This is a genomic window from Paenibacillus litoralis (genome assembly GCF_046244365.1).
Classification (GTDB): domain Bacteria; phylum Bacillota; class Bacilli; order Paenibacillales; family NBRC-103111; genus Paenibacillus_V.
This window is the reverse complement of record NZ_CP176395.1, coordinates 2,518,875-2,534,663: the sequence shown is the minus strand read 5'-3', so window position 1 is coordinate 2,534,663 and position 15,789 is coordinate 2,518,875. Positions and strand designations below refer to the sequence as shown.

Here is a 15,789-nt window from a genome sequence, read left to right as displayed (position 1 = left end):
TGTGCAGGCTTTTTTTATTTTTCAGCTGCTGCCGCGCACTATTGTTTTCCGGTTATAGCAACCCTGAAAGTGCGATCAAAATATCCGCTTTATCCGGAGCGATTTTGTTTCCTCTAATGGCAGACAGTTCATGGATATAAGCGTTGAACTTATTATCCTTGTGCTTATCGGCTTGCTTCTCGGCATTATCGATTTTTGCGATAAGTGAGTTTATCACGCCATTTAAGCCCGCCGCGTCGCTTTCCGTCACGAAACGACGTGTCAGTTCACGCAAGTCGTTAAACGAGAGAGTGATTGTAAATGTACCAGTCGAACTTGCTTGGTTTCCGGCGAGATCTGTCGCTTGCGCCGTAGCCGTATGCGTACCGACTCCAAGCCCATATGCCGGCACCCCATCCACCTGCGCATTCGTACACGGATTGGCCAAAAGACCCGATAAGTCGTCAGTCGCCGTGCAGGAAAGATAAACCGCCTCGGTTACCGAGTAGGTGGCTTCGCCGATCCACCGAATGACTGGGGCTGTTTTGTCAATGTTGCTTACCGTATAGCTGGTTATGTTGGACATGATGCCTGAAGAATCAATTCCTCTCACATAGACGGTATCATTTTCCGCTACGAGAACAGGTGCGGTGTAAGCAGCCCAGATGCCATTTTCACCCATTTTATATTCTTTTGTGACTGCTTTATCCGGATAATGGATGGTTACCATGACATCGGTGTTGGTCGGTGATGTAATATTTGCAGAAAAGGTGGCATCCGCCGGTGCAGGAAGCTTCTTGAATCGTACTGCATTAGCACGTGCGTATCCGTAATTGTTGGCAGGAGGAGCAGTCATACGCGTCAATTGGACATATCCTTCTGTCCCCTCTGCGAAATAGTGAATCCCCAAATCCACCCATCCCATTTCTCCGACGGTTTGATTCACATATGTCGTAGTCGATCCGTCGGCACTGTACACATCCACTTTTGCGTTCGGATCGCTATTTGAGAAGATCATAGTAAAGAATGAAACCTGGTACCAGCCTGCGTATAAATTAGGCCGCCATGTCGCGCTGGCTTCTCCCGATACCGTGTATCTCGTCGGAGATATACCGTCATATCCGGTAATATTGCTATCCGTCCACTCCCCTGTTTCGGAGTATCCCGGACCTCCGTTTATGAGAACCGCATTGTCGGAACGTTCCGGCACCGTCCCTTCTCCTGTCTCTTCAGGTTTAGCTGTCGGCTCGGGCAAGCCTGCGAGCAGATCGCGATAGGCAGGCTGCAATCCGGCATTTTCCGCAAGATTCGTTGGAAATTGGGCATCATCGGGCTTCAAACCGAAATAGTTATTCGATATGTCATTAGTCACATCATTTACACCATGAAAATCTTTTGGAACATGGTAAGTCATATTTTCTTTTACGGTTATATAGGAAGAACCCGCATCCAAGTATATACCGCCATATACATGAATTTGATCGTGGATCAAGTTTCGTTCTATTGTCGTTCCGGGCTGCTTGCCCAGCGTATAAACACCTCCACCGTCCCTTAATTTATACATGTAATGATGAATGTGGTTTCCTTCGATCTTATTATTCTTCATGGTATTCGATTGGGTATGCGCATTCCAGCCCCAACCGACTGAAATAGCCGAATAGGGCAGATCGTATAATTCATTGTGTAAAATATTCAGTTCCTCTACATAGAGTCCGAATATCCCGGTGCTACCCCAGTATTCGGCAGCTGCATTATAGATGACATTATTGCTAATCAAATTCCGACGTGTTACCTGCCGATTATCAGGCGGGTATGCGTCCTGCAAGTCGCCAACAATAACCGCCGCCGCAGATATATCGGTAAAGATGTTGCCGGTAATCGTTACATCTGAAGTTCCGTACTCAAGAACGATTCCCGCCGCTCCCATATGTTCAACTCGGTTTCTTTCGAAACGGATATGATTGGCTGCGTGAATCCATATATTTCCGGATACTTTCTCTCCTTGATTCCTGCTGCCCTGTTGATTAGCTCCTCCTGCAATAATATCCCCTTGTATCGTAGAGATGCCTTTCTCGCTTGGGCGCATCCAAGTTCCGTAACGGAACGTAATGCCATTGAACTTCAAATACTCGACAGGTTGCTCAAGCGTACCTTGGATATCGATTAATTTCTCGATTTGAGGGGCGATGATCTCGGATGAGACTGGTTCTTCCCCAGGCAAAGGCCAATAATAAACCTCCTGAGCAACAGGATCCAAGTACCATTCTCCCGGCTTATCCAAAAGCTCTCTGGCGTTCTCGATTTGAAAGCCGTAAAGATTGGGTCCATGAGCTGTATATCCCGATGTCAGAATCCAGTTGAAATAAGGCTGCTTCATTACAATTTCATTTGTCCCCGGCTGAGGACCAGGCAATATTCGATCAACCACCGCTCTGCTATGCCGCCACCCTTTATACCAGGAAAGTTCGATCTGATTGGCATTTTGCCAATTGCCGATCACCTGATCGCTTACAATGAATCCGGATTTATCGGCATTGAAGCTGATTGCGCTATATAAGTCATCGGATTTGGCTCGATCTGCCCGCTTTCCGTTTACATACAGCTGACGAAAAGACATATTTCCTGCAGAAGCCTTCCACACCTCGCTTCCATTCACTTGCGTCCATCCGGTAATGCGTGTGCCGCCGCTGATTACCGGTTGTTCGTTGTCTTTATTCCTGTAAGCGATATAGTAGCCGTTGGTTCCAGAATCTTGTGCGGTAAACCGCAGCGTATCGCTTTGTTGATAAATTCCCCCGCTCAAATAAACGGTTATATCTCCCTCCATATTGCTATTTATCGTCCGTATGAAACTCTGTGCCTTGCCAATGGTGGCAAATGGGGCCTCGGCTGTGCCGGGATTATGATCATCTCCATCGGGCGAGACAAAGAACTCTTTGATCGGATTACTTGCAATCGCTGTAGTAAATGTCCATGAAGTCGTTCCGTCAAGCAACATGCCTTCCGTGTCGACTAAGTCGTGCGATAGCTCTAATGTATAGGAAGCGCCAAACGCCAACGAAGTTAGAGGTGAAACCTCCAAAGCCCTGCCTGTTTCCAGCACTTTAATCTGAATGGGAACAAGACTTTGATTCGAATGATTTCGCAGCAAGATCCATTCCGTTGTAAGCAATTCAGTCGTCATGTTTTTGGAAAATTCGACGGTAAAAGACGTATTTATGTTTACTTCATTGCTTAAAACAGGAGCTCTTATTTGTGCTGTCGGCGAGCCGAACACTTGTTCAAACCTCACAGCGTCAGCACGCGCAAAAGAGCCGCTCATCGGTGTGATATGAACATTTCCTCCATTCCCTTCGGCAAAGTAAAAAACACCCAAATCAACCCAACCTGGATTACCTGTCGTATAATCTAAAAATGTCGTACTCGTGCCGAATGCATGGCTTACATCTATTTGGGAATTATTATCGCTGTTAGCGTTTACAAGCTTAAATATAGAAACGCGGTATGTCCCGGCCTCCAGACTGGGAGTCCACTCAGCATTGGCTCCATTACTGGTTCCAAATCGGGTCGATGTGTTGTTATACCCTCTTACACTTGTGCTGTCCTGCCAAGTACCGCTTTCCGAATAGCCTGGATCACCATTATCGATAATGACAGTCTGCGGCTGTTTCCTTTCCGTAGTGAAATTCCATTCTTTTATTCCATCAATCGGATTCCCGGAAAGATCAGTAACGTTAGAACCTATAGCAACCGTGTATGTTTTGGAATACGTTAATGGAGAAACAGGGATTAACTGAAAGTTGTTACCATGGAACTGATAGACACAATCCACCACTGTTCCTGAACTCGTCTCAAAAAGACGGATGCTGCTGGCATTCACTGAAGCAGGTTCCATATTTTCGCTGAAAGATAGCTGAATGATGCCGCCTATTTGCGCACTTTCAAGATCTATGGGTTGTATAAGCTGAGCTGTCGGCGGGATCGTATCCTTAGGCAGATCGCCAACCCTTTCAAACTTTACAGCATCCGTACGGGCAAAGTTGCCGTCAAGCGCTCCGCCTTGCCAGGTATATAAGACATTCCCCGCGTTTCCATCCTCGAAAGGAAAAGTACCCAATTCCACCCAACCTGATGAGCCCGCTCGGTGATTGAGATATTGCGTATTCGTCCCTCCGGCATAATGGACGTCGATCTTCGCATTCGTTGCGCTGGTCGAATGAACAATTTTGTAAATGGAAACCCGATATAAACCAGCCTGCAAGAGGGGGTTCCAGCTTGCCGTGGCAGGTGTATTGGAATATCCATAACGGGTGTATGAATTGTTGTACCCCTTTAACCCTGAAGCAGCCCAATTTCCTTGTTCGGAATACTCGGGATCTTCATTATCGATAACGATCGTCGAAGAGTTTGGATATTGAGCGCCTGTAGCTTGCTGGATAGAGACAGTACCTGCAAAATACAGCATCAATAGAGAAAACAAGATGATTTTATGTAAGGATAGCCTCGTATTTGCAAATTCCCTCATAAATTTACTACCACCTTTCCCGTATAAAGGATGAATGACGAGCTGCCGTGAACGTCTTCGTGAACAGGTACAGCGGCTCAAAGAGGAAAAGAATGCCCTTGAGCAATGGAATCTAGCGCTAGAAGCATGGCGCAGCCGAATGACTGCGCCATACCGCGTGCGTATACTTCTCCCGTTGCTCGGGCAGCGCTCAGTAGCCGTTGCCTTGGCCTCGGGAATACCCGGCTCGGCCGTTACTTCATGACGCCTTGATCCTTCAAATTTTTCTCGATGTACTTCTGATACTGCGAGTATGCGTACTTCGTATCGAGCGTTTTCAGGAAATTATCCCAGTTGTTCAGCGAATCTTTGCCGGCGATAAACTTGAGCAGGGATTCGTTTATGAATTTCTTCCGGTCCTCCCACATCGCATCGGACGGGTCCGGGGTAACGAACGTTTCGACGCCGAGCGGCTTGACGTATTGCTGGTTGAGCTTCTGGAACTCCGCCGTCTTCTCGTTCGTGAAGTTGAAATATAGCGCATCGTTCGCCCTGCGGTTGTTCGCATAGTTGTTCATCCATCTGTATTTGTCCTGCAGCTCTTTGTTCGCTTTGTTCTCCTGGTTGATTTTCACCTTGCCGTCCGCCATGTCCCAGCTGACGCCTTTGATGCCATAGGCGAAGTACGGGTATGCTTCCTTGTCGGTAAACCAGTATTGCAGCATCGTCATGATGCGCTTGACCTTCTCAGGGTCCTTTGCCGCTTTGGCGGAAATGGACCACAAGTTGTTTTGCGGATTCGTCGTAGTGGAGTACTGGTCGCCGTGCGGTCCTTTCATCGGAGGAATCAGCACCCAGTCCGGCACCTCGCCTAGCACGTCTTTCATCTTTTTCTGATTGCTCAGCTCCATCGAGCGCCAGTCCTGCACCATGATTCCGATCTTGCCGGAGTAAAATTTGTTTTCGATGCCGGCGTTATCCGTGATCGTCATCCAATCCGGATCGATGACCTTCGCTTCCTGCATCTTGTTCATGAAGCCTATCGCTTCCTTCATGCGCGCATCGGTCGTCGCATATACAAGCTTGCCGTCCTTGACGCTGATGCCGCCTGGATGGACGCCATACATGAGCATGAGCGGGTCGATGCCGAGGCCGCTTAGCTCGCCCGATTTTTGCACGCCCATTACGTAGCCGTACGTGTCGTTCTTGCCGTTTCCATCCGGGTCATTGTTCGTAAACGCCTTCATGACCTCAAGCAGCTCATCCGGCGTCGTCGGCGTTTTCAAATTAAGTTTTTTGAGCCAGTCGTTGCGGACCCATACGCCCCGGATGCCTTGAACAAGCTCGTAGCCCGGCGTTCCCAGCACCTTACCTTTATATTTCAGCGCATCCCATACGTCGTTCGAGTAGTTGTTCTTGAGCGCGGAATAATCCTTCAGCACGCCGTCGATATCCGCAATGATGCCTTGGTCGTAATATTGGACGGCCATCGCGCGATCCGTCATGTAGATCAGATCGGGCACGTCGCCGGATGCGACCATCGTATTCAGCTTTTGCTTCGCCTGATCGTTCGGCACGAACGTGATCTGCAGGTCGATATTCGCCGATTTGTCCAGCATTTGATGAAGCGGGTCCTCTTCTTTGTTAAGGGGAAGCGGGTTAGCCGGCGAGAATCCGCCGGAGTGGAACATCGTCACCGTCATTTTCTTGTCAAAAGCTTGTGCCGCGCCGCCTTGTCCCGTTGCGGACGGGGCCGGCGAATCGTCGCCCTTCGCACTGTTGCCGCCGCATGCCGCCAGCACCGTCGCCGCTGTTGTAACCGTTGCTATAACCGGCAGCCATTTGGATATCCCTTTCACGTCGACCTCTCCTTTTATATCGCATGGAAATGAAATGTATGTTCATCCGCCGGGAACGTCCGGACGTTCGGCGGGATAAACCGATTTTACCCTTTTACGGCGCCGATGAGTACGCCCTTGGTGAAATGCTTCTGGATGAACGGATACACGAGCAAAATGGGTACGGTCGAGACGATGACGGCGGCCATTTGGATGGCCAGCGAGCTTACGGAAGCGTCGTTGCTCTGCTCCCGCACCTCCTGCATTTGCGACTGCAACAAAATCGTCCGCAGCACAACCTGAAGCGGCCATAATCTCCGGTCATTCAAATACAGGACCCCGTCGAAATAGCTGTTCCAATGACCTACCGCATAAAACAGGCTGATCGTCACGATCGAGGGCATGGAAAGCGGAAGCACGATCCGCCAAAGCGTCGTCAGCTCACCGGCGCCGTCTACGGTCGCGGACTCCATAAGCTCGGAGGGCAGCTGCTCGAAAAAACCTTTTATAATAATGAGATTGAACGCGCTGACCAGGCTCGGGACGATGAGCGCCCAGAACGAATTCATGAGGCCCAGCGACTTGACGACGAGATACGTCGGAATCGTGCCGCCGCTGAACAGAATCGTGAATACGATCATAAAGAGGAGCCCGCTCCGCCCTGGCAGCATTTTGCGGGACAGTGCATACGCGGCCAGCGTCGTGGCGATCATGCTGAGCGACGTTCCGATAACCGTGCGGAGTATGGTAACGGTATACGCCTGCCGGATGCCGAACGTATTGGACAGAACCGTTTTGTATGCGCCCCAGACAAACTGTTCCGGTATGAGGACGATGCCTTTGCGGACCACCTCCGCCTCGGATGTGACGGATACCATGGCTACGTAGAAGAAAGGGAACAACGTAACCAGCGATATCGCGATAAGAAGAAAATAAATGATCCCTTGCATGCTTCGTTCGAGCGGTGTGCGGTGATTCATGGTTCGTTCTCCTTCTACCAAATTTGCCCGTCGAATCGTTTAGCCAGCTGATTGGACAACATGACGAGCACCATGGCGATTACCGATTTGAACACGCCTACGGCGGTAGCCAGACCGATTTGCATGCGTTCGATGCCTTGGCGGAATACCCACGTGTCGATAATGTCGGCTTTCTCCTGATTAAACGAGTTGGCGAAAATGAATATTTGATCGAAGCCCGCATCGAGGATGCTTCCCATCCGCAGGATCAGCAAAATGATGATGACGTTGCGAATGCCCGGCAGCGTAATATGCCACAGTTGGCGCCATCTGCCCGCCCCGTCGATCCGGGACGCTTCGTATAGGCTCGGGTCGATGCCCGCGAGTGCGGCCAAGTACAGAATGGCCCCCCAGCCGACCTCCTTCCAAATGTCGGAGGCGACGATCATGAACCTCGCCCAGTCGGGATCCGTCAGGAACGAGACCGATTCCATGCCGCCCTGCTTCAGCAAGGCGTTGACCAGCCCGCTCCCCGGCGCGAACAATGCGACCATCAAGCCGTACGCGATAACCCATGAAATGAAATGGGGCAAATACGTGATCGTCTGCACCGTTCTTTTGATCCAGTTGATCCGGACTTCATTCAGCATGAGCGCAAGAACGATCGGAGCGCTGAAGCCGAACGCCAGCTTATAGAAGGAGATGAGAATCGTATTGAGCAAGATGTCCTTGAAGTACACCCCATTGATGAATGTCTTGAAATTGGCAAGTCCGACCCAAGGGCTCTCGAAAAACCCGAGCGTCAAGTTGTATTGCTTGAAGGCTACGATAATGCCGGCCATCGGCACATATTTGAAGACGATAAAATAAATCAGCTCGGGTACGAGCAGCAAATACAGCACTTTAAACTTCCAAATTCGTCTCCATAGCGTCCGCCGGATCTCCGTCCGGTGCGCTTGCTCCATCCCGCTTGCCGTTGCTTGCATCTGCGGCGTGCCTCCTTGTCTTTGTCTCTGGCCCTCATTATAGAGCGGAGCGCGGCGGCGAAATTCCAAAATCCTATGCACTTTTTCCAAAATCGTAAGAATGCCAAAGATCATAAAATTTTGGAATCGATAGCGTAAAATCCGGGAATCGGCTCATTAGGGACATGGTACAATGAGAGCAGCGAAATACCGGAGGAGCCCGCCCATGCGTTATCGATATAACAGCCTGACTTTCAAATTATTTATCATTTGCCTCGTTTTCGTCTTCGGCACTGTGTTCATTTTGTATCAGATGTCCTACCGGATGATCGAACGCGAAATTCGATCGAACAACGATTTTTATATTGAACAAATGCAGTCGAAGGTCGATCAGTACATCAGCTTGAGCTCCGCTTCGCTGGATACGATTCTGTACGCGCTGGAATCCTCGTACTCGAACGAATTGGCGAACCCTGACGATATGCTCCCGGTGCTGCGCAAGCTGTACGACCTGAACGCCGGTCTCGTCGCGAATGTGTACATCATAAGCGGCGACGCCTCCATGGTCGGAGGAGGCCCGCGCAGCGTCTTGTTCAACGAGCCGGACGAGCAGCGGCGCACGATTCTCGCGGAAGCGCTGGCGAACAAAACGTCGGTGTTCGTCAGCACCCCGTACCGCTCGAAGCAGCAGGACTGGACGGTGACGATGGCCAAATCGATCGCCGGCTCCAACCCGCAGAAGGTCGCCGCACTCGACATCGACCTTGGGGAGATGGAGAGGTCTCTCCTCACGATCAACCGCAGCGACCTGCTCGGCATCGCCATCGTCGATCCGAAGGGGACGCTCGTAGCCGGCAATCTGACCAATATCGCCGAGCTTGATTCCAACACCCGCTCCTTCAGGTTCGGTGAGATCGGATCCGGACAATTGCTCAGTCAGAGCGCCATCAGCGGGGTGCTGCATACCGGCTCGCCCGCGAAAAACTGGTATTACCGCAAATTTCCCGGATCACGCTTCAACTGGACGATCATGACCTTCTATACGGACAGCCTGCTCCAGCAATCGCTCAAGCGGACGGAAGCCTACAACCTCGCCATGCTCGGCGTCGGCCTCGTGCTTAGCGCGTTAACCGCCGCCTTTATTACCCGCTACATCCGTAAACCGCTTGCCGTTCTCATTAGCAAAATGAGACTGATCAAGCAAGGATTTTTCGATATTCCCGTCGTATTGGACCGCAAGGACGAATTCGGCGAGCTATCACGGGCTTTCGACTCCATGCTGCGGCAAATCGCGGAGCTGCTCGAGCAGGTGAAGCGCAGCCACGAGCTGCAGCGCGAACAGGAAATCCAAGTGCTGCAGTCGCAAATCAATCCGCATTTTCTGTACAATACGCTCGGCGCCATCAGCAACGCGGTTAGCCTCGGCTATCTGGACAAAGTGGACCCGATCATCCGCTCGCTTATCCGGATTCTCGAATATGGCGTCGCGAACGATTCCCGCTTCGTCCCGCTATCCGAGGAGCTGGCGAACGTCCGCGAATATTTGTTCATCCAGAATGCCCGTTACAAGTCGCAGTACCGGCTGATCGAAACGATTGAAACGGGTCTTGAAAGCTTTACGGTCTTTCGTTTGCTCTTGCAGCCGATCGTGGAAAACAGCTTGTTTCACGGCTATTGCGGCGGACGGGTGCCCGGCGATATCGGCATTCGCGCCTATCGAAACGCAGGCAGCATCATCATCGAGGTGGCGGACAGCGGGACCGGGATGACGAGGGAGCAAGCAGGCTTGCTGCTCCAGCCGGGAGACGAGGCAGCCAAGAACGCCGCGGCTTCTCGCAAACGGATCGGCTTGCTCAACATTCATCAGCGCATTCAGCTGTACTACGGAGAAGCGTACGGGCTTGCGATCGAGAGCGAAGCCGAAATCGGGACGCGCGTCATCGCGACATTTCCGGATGCGGCAGCTTCGAAAGAGGGGCATTCCGTTTCAGACATGGAAAGGCGGCTAGAGTAAACAACATGACAGGCTGCAACCGGAGGTGAGAAGACATGAAAATCCGCTGCATCATCGTGGACGACGAAGAGATGATTCTCGAGAGGCTCGAGCAATTTTTCGCCAAGCATCAGGCGGAATTCGAGCTGATCGGCAAGGCGTATTCCGGTGCCGAGGGCGCCCGGCTTGCAGCTGCGAGCAAGCCGGATATCGTCTTGACGGACATCGTCATGCCCGGCATGAACGGCATTGAAATGATCGAAACGCTGCGGCTTACGCTGCCTCGCACGGATTTCGTCATCCTCAGCGCGTATACCGATTTTGCTTACGCCAAGCAGGCGATGCGCATGAATGTGCAGGAATATGTGGTGAAGGTGCCGCTTTCGGAGGAGGAGCTTCTTGCTGCGCTGCGACGGACGGGCGAGCGGCTGCAGGCGCAGCGCTCTCAGCAAAGCGAAATGCAGAAATTAGTGCGGCATCGGCTCGAAAATGTGTATCGCATTCGCCGGCAGCTCACCGGCGAGCTGCTGCGCGGCGACTTGCCGGCACCACTGCTTCCCGGACTTGCGGAAAGCATGAATGTCGATGCGAGGGCGGCGGATAGCTATTGCTGCGTCGTAATGGAATGGACCGACATTTCTCTGTTCTCCCAAAGCTATTCCGCTCATGATCAGGGGACGATCCGTTACGCCATGCTGAACGTAGCGGAGGAAACGATTCGGGAGCAAGGAAATGGCTTCGCTTGCGAATCGTCCGACGAACAGCTGCTCGCCGTCGTGTCGTGGCCGAACATGAACAGCGCAGCCGACCTGCTGGCCAAAAGCATGGAGCTGGGCCATAAGCTGATCGGCAATATGCGAAAGTATTTGAAACAAGACATCCATGTGGCGATAAGCGAACGCTACAGCGGTTGGGAGTCGCTCGGAATCGCGTTTCGCGAAGCTTCCTCGCTATGCCGGCATGGCTACTATGCCGCCGCCAGCGAGGTTTATACCAGAAAAACCGTCCTACCGGCAAACGAGCATGCGGAAGAAATCATGGCCGATGAACTTGAACGGCTCTTCATAGCGCTAATGGAGGAACGGCCGATCGCAGAGCTGATGGGCAAAGCCGAACGGCTTAAGGGAACGGCTCTTCAGCTTCGGCTGCCTTCTGCGAAGATGAAGGGGCTTCTCAAGGAGTTTATCGCCAAGGCCGGACGCGAGGCGGCGGCCCGCAACAAACAGCTCGGGACATTGCCCGATATCGGCAAAGAGGAGCAGAGCAAAGCGAAGTTCGCCGTTCATTGGCAATCCCTCGCGGACACGATTCGCATTTATTTGGACAAACCGCCCGAGTCGGGTAAACAAGAAATCGTGAGAGCCAAGCACTATATCGAAACGCATTTAACGGAGCGGTTGACCCTGGACGACGTCGCTTCCTTTATCGGCCTCGCGCCGACTTATTTCAGCGCCCTGTTCAAGAAGGAGAACGGCGAATCGTTCGTCGACTACGTCAACCGGCGTAAGATCGAGAAAGCCGCCTCGCTGCTGAAGGAACGGGAATATTCGAACAATCAGCTGTGCACGCTGGTCGGCATCCAGAGCGAAAAATATTTGTGTAAGCTGTTTAAGGATATGTACGGCATCCCGCCGCAAAAATTCCGCAAAAGCATCCGCTAATGAATGAACCTCAGCCGCTCTCTCGGCTCCAGCAAATTGCTGCTGCGATTCATGGTGTCGACTGTTGCTTGCTCCGCATGCACAAAAACAGATCCTGGACGGCGGCTGCTGCTGATTACTCCGTATGCCACAAAGACACATCCTGGACGACGGCCGCTTGCTCGCGGTACAGGTAGCGGTAAGCGATTCGTTTGTATTACCTGTAAAACCTCCATCTATTTTCACGGATTACCGCCCTATGCTCGCATCTAACTGGAAAACATGCCGTTATTATCGCCGAAGTTGGACTTGCTCTGAAAAAGAAGCGGATTGAAATGGAGGTTTTCCATTTAGTTGTTTCGCTTTCCGTTTTTGCACTGAACGAACTGGAGGTTTTCCATTTAGTTGTTTCGCTTTCCGTTTTTGCTCTGAATGAACTGGAGGTTTTCCATGTAACTCCCTCCGTTCACTTCCGTTAGGTGGGGATTAGTTGCAAGCAAATATTGTTTACCTTAACACCTTCAGCTACTCCACGCCCCTCCAGCTCCCGAACCCGCTCACTCATTTAGCTCCTATACACGCCCACTCACTCCCGGCTCCTATATCCGCGCCTACTCCCTTCATCTCCTGCTACGCTACCTGCTACCCTACTCCTGCTCCTGTTCTCGCTCATTCACTCGGGCTCCACTCGCTCGTTACTCCAGCAACCGTACACGCCCACTCACTCCCGGCTCCTGCACCCGCTCCTACTCCTACTCCCTTCATCTCCTCCTTCTTACCGCTCACCCATTCGGACTCCCATGCCCGCTCCCTCACTCCAGCTCCCCTTCTCGCTCAGGAGCGCTTTGGCTCCTGTATTGGCTCGGGTTTATCCCGTAGAAAGCTTTAAACTGCTTCGTAAAATAAAAAGGATCCTGGAAGCCGACGTCTCTCGCAACCTCGCCTACTTGGCGCGGCGTAAACCGCAGCAGCAAAGCCGCCTGACGCAGACGGATTTTGTTCAGCGTATCGATGATCGACTCGCCCACCTGCTCCTTAAACATATGCGCGAGTCGGGACGGCGACAAATTGACGCTCCGGGCAAGCGCCGCAACCGAATGCGCTTCACTCATCCGGTGCATCAGCGCATGCAGCACTTCCGATACGCGCGGATCCATGGCCCGCTTCGAGGTTTGCCACTGCTGCTGGTTCACCAGCAGCAAAATTTCTTCCACGGCCGTCATGGCCAGCTCGGCCGAAAAGCCTTTGAGCTCCCTGCTGTCGTGAATCGCCCGCTCGAAGGCGTTCAACAATCGCTGCCGAAGCGGCTCCTCGCCGATTTGCGAATAAACGAGTCCGCCGTACGTTCGAGGCAGCTGCAAAAGTCCGCTCCAATCCGGAAGCGGCACAACATGCACCCAAACGAATTCCCAAACGCAGCCTTCCTGCGTCGCATACAGATGAGGCGTGCCGGGAGGAAGCATGACGAGATCCCCCGCCATGCAGGGAAGAATGTCTCCTCCGATTTTAAAGACCCCTTCGCCGGATAGCGTAAAGGTGATCAACCAGTCGTGAGAACCTTTGGAACGACGGGTGCGGTAGCCGAACGGCATCCGGTAATGATCGCCGATCAGCTGACCGGATTTGTGCTCTATTTCGTCCCGAATAGCAGGATCGTCTAGGAATTCGAACATTTCCATCATTCCTTCCAAGCGTGCGGAGCCGCTAAAATAAAGACATCAAAACGTTACCACCATCATATAAGCGGAGGGATTCCAATGTCAAAACAGCAACTGCCCGCGGTGCTAACTGCCGAACAGAAGCAGCAGTTTGATCAGGAAGGATTTTTGATTATTCGCGGCCTTTTCAACAAGGAAGAAATCGACGATATGAAAGACACGTTTGCGGGCATGCATGCAAAAGGATCGATTCCGAACTGCTTCACATCGCTCTCGCCGGAAGAAGCCCGCGGCGACATGCTGAAGGTATACCCTCGGATGATGCATCCGCATCGCGTTAACGAAACGGCGATGGGCTATATGATCCATCCGCGCGTCATGGATGTGCTCGCCGATTTGTTCGAGGAGGAGGCTTATGCCGCTCAGAGCATGTTTTATTTCAAACCGCCTGGCGCGCGCGGTCAAGCGCTCCATCAGGACAACTTCTACCTGAAGGTCGAACCGGGCACCTGTATCGCAGCATGGACTGCCGTCGATCCGTCCGACGAAGAAAACGGCGGTATCATGCTTGTGCCCAAATCGAACTCGCTTGCCATCGAATGCCCGCATGAGGCCGATTCCAGCGTTTCCTTTTCCAAGGAAGAAGTTAACGTCCCGGAAGGGATGCCGGTCGTGCCGACCAAGCTGGAATCCGGGGATGTGCTGTTTTTTAACGGCAGCATCATTCACGGCTCATATCCCAACCAATCCGAAAACCGGTTCCGGCGCTCGTTCATCTGCCACTATACCGGCGTATCGACCGACAAGATCGGGAGGTACTACAATCCGTTGTATACGCGCGGCGGCGCAGCGGTCGATATGGCATGGAACGAAGAAGCCGGTCCATGCGGCAGCGAATTTCCGGAGGCGAACGGACCTCATTGATAGTGCCAGAACGCCGAAAGCTTGAGCGATCAAGCTTTTTTGGCGTCTTCGCCTATTTTCTAAGACAACTGGTTCCCTAACCAACATATGGTATACTTGAGTGGCCGGCGAATCCCCATCAGGCTGATCTGCCCGCGTCCTTCTGGTCGGTTGATTATTTGCCTGATCGTCAATGCAGTCAGTTCTCTCATGCTGATGTTTTCGGATGCGGTCAAGGAATTTCTGTACAATCAAAATACATCCCGCTAAGGAGAACCTATGACGACGCGAACGAATCGCATCAAGGGCATCATTTTCGATATGGACAATACGCTGCTGCAGTCGAGCATCGACTTTCCGGCGATGAAGCAGGATGTGTTCCGGCATCTGGTCGCCGCCGGTGTACTGCCCCGGCTTTTTCCCGTTCAGGATCATACGACGGCTACCCTGCTCGAAGCGGCCAAACATGCGGGAATCAGCGACAGCCTCTATGAAGAACTTCTAGCGGTGGCGGTTAAGCATGAGCTCGCCGGCATGGAGGGCGCCGGGCTTGAGCCGGGAGCGGAAGAGCTGCTTGCGCAGCTTCACGGCAGCTTCGTGCTGGCGGTCGTCACGAATAACGCATGGCCTGCGGCACAAAAGGCGCTCGAAGAAACCGGGATCATCCGCTACTTCGATCTCGTTGCGGGAAGGGAACAAATGACCTCTCTGAAACCGTCCCCTTCCGGATTTCTTTACGTGAAAGGGCAATTCCCGGACATTGCGGAAGACGAATGGCTCTCGGTCGGTGACTCTTGGATTGACGGCAAAGGCTCGGCGGACGCAAACATCCCTTTCGTATGCTACCGGACCCCCCGGCAAATTATGGACCAGAGAGGCGTACCCGCTATCGGGAGAATCGAAAAGCTAGAGGATTTACTTCCTTATATTCAACCATCAGGGAAGCCGAGGAGGTAGTGTAAATGGAGCCCAATCCATACCTGGAAACCGTTCGCCGTATCGCCGAGAAGTTACCCGCCGTAACGGAGGGAACCTCTTACGGAACGCCGTCGTTCAAGGTTGGCGGCAAGTTTTTTGCCAGACTGCGCGAGGACGGCGAAACGCTCGCTTTGAAGCTCGGCTACGAAATGCGAGAGTTTCTCATGCTTTCCAATCCGGACGTTTATTTCATAACCGACCATTATCTCCATTATCCGGCTATCCTGATCCGCCTGCCGGCTGTCGATCCGGACGAGCTGCGCGAGCACATCATTCATGCTTGGCGCTATAACGCGCCAAAGAAGATTGCGGGAACCATCGGAAACTGATTCCAAGTAACGGCATTTGCAGAAAAAACGGCTCCGCCGAAAG

Annotated in this window: 11 protein-coding genes; 5 read left to right on the top strand and 6 right to left on the bottom strand. The window is 52.3% G+C overall.

Going from position 1 to position 15,789, the window contains the following annotated elements; translation table 11 throughout:
- Positions 1-52 precede the first annotated feature (52 nt).
- From ACKGJP_RS10195 to ACKGJP_RS10180, 4 genes are all read right to left on the bottom strand, one after another.
- Entirely contained in the window at positions 53-4,504 is a 4,452-nt protein-coding gene (locus tag ACKGJP_RS10195) for an Ig-like domain-containing protein (protein WP_409345544.1), read from the bottom strand.
- Between the two features lie 233 nt (positions 4,505-4,737).
- Positions 4,738-6,342, bottom strand: a complete 1,605-nt coding sequence (locus tag ACKGJP_RS10190) for an extracellular solute-binding protein (protein WP_409345543.1) — start codon at positions 6,340-6,342, stop codon at positions 4,738-4,740.
- Between the two features lie 86 nt (positions 6,343-6,428).
- Positions 6,429-7,301 (bottom strand): carbohydrate ABC transporter permease, encoded by an 873-nt coding sequence (locus ACKGJP_RS10185; RefSeq protein ID WP_409345542.1) that lies wholly within the window; start codon positions 7,299-7,301, stop codon positions 6,429-6,431.
- 14 nt (positions 7,302-7,315) lie between these two features.
- The gene (locus ACKGJP_RS10180) at positions 7,316-8,266 is read right to left on the bottom strand and encodes an ABC transporter permease (protein WP_409345541.1); all 951 of its coding nucleotides are present in this window, start codon (positions 8,264-8,266) and stop codon (positions 7,316-7,318) included.
- Between the two features lie 205 nt (positions 8,267-8,471).
- Here ACKGJP_RS10180 and ACKGJP_RS10175 point away from each other — a divergent pair, with 205 nt between their 5' ends.
- Positions 8,472-10,259, top strand: a complete 1,788-nt coding sequence (locus ACKGJP_RS10175; protein WP_409345540.1) for a sensor histidine kinase — start codon at positions 8,472-8,474, stop codon at positions 10,257-10,259.
- A gap of 35 nt (positions 10,260-10,294) precedes the next feature.
- Positions 10,295-11,899, top strand: coding sequence for a response regulator (locus ACKGJP_RS10170; RefSeq protein ID WP_409345539.1), 1,605 nt, complete (start codon positions 10,295-10,297; stop codon positions 11,897-11,899).
- On the opposite strand, the gene ACKGJP_RS10165 is transcribed toward ACKGJP_RS10170, so the two are convergent.
- Complete coding sequence (locus tag ACKGJP_RS10165; protein WP_409345538.1) at positions 11,896-12,030, bottom strand: hypothetical protein; 135 nt, start codon at positions 12,028-12,030, stop codon at positions 11,896-11,898. The genes ACKGJP_RS10170 and ACKGJP_RS10165 overlap by 4 nt on opposite strands.
- Before the next feature lie 660 nt (positions 12,031-12,690).
- Positions 12,691-13,551, bottom strand: coding sequence for a helix-turn-helix domain-containing protein (locus tag ACKGJP_RS10160; RefSeq protein ID WP_409345537.1), 861 nt, complete (start codon positions 13,549-13,551; stop codon positions 12,691-12,693).
- An 84-nt stretch (positions 13,552-13,635) separates the two neighbouring features.
- On the opposite strand from ACKGJP_RS10160, the gene ACKGJP_RS10155 reads away from it, so the two are divergent.
- The 3 genes from ACKGJP_RS10155 to ACKGJP_RS10145 all read left to right on the top strand — a co-directional run bounded on the left by ACKGJP_RS10155 (position 13,636) and on the right by ACKGJP_RS10145 (position 15,746).
- Positions 13,636-14,460, top strand: a complete 825-nt coding sequence (locus tag ACKGJP_RS10155; protein WP_409345536.1) for a phytanoyl-CoA dioxygenase family protein — start codon at positions 13,636-13,638, stop codon at positions 14,458-14,460.
- 258 nt (positions 14,461-14,718) lie between these two features.
- Positions 14,719-15,396, top strand: coding sequence for an HAD family hydrolase (locus tag ACKGJP_RS10150; RefSeq protein WP_409345535.1), 678 nt, complete (start codon positions 14,719-14,721; stop codon positions 15,394-15,396).
- A gap of 5 nt (positions 15,397-15,401) precedes the next feature.
- Positions 15,402-15,746 carry an MmcQ/YjbR family DNA-binding protein gene (locus ACKGJP_RS10145; RefSeq protein ID WP_409345534.1) on the top strand — a complete coding sequence of 115 codons (345 nt, stop codon included), beginning with the start codon at positions 15,402-15,404 and terminating at the stop codon, positions 15,744-15,746.
- Positions 15,747-15,789 lie beyond the last annotated feature (43 nt).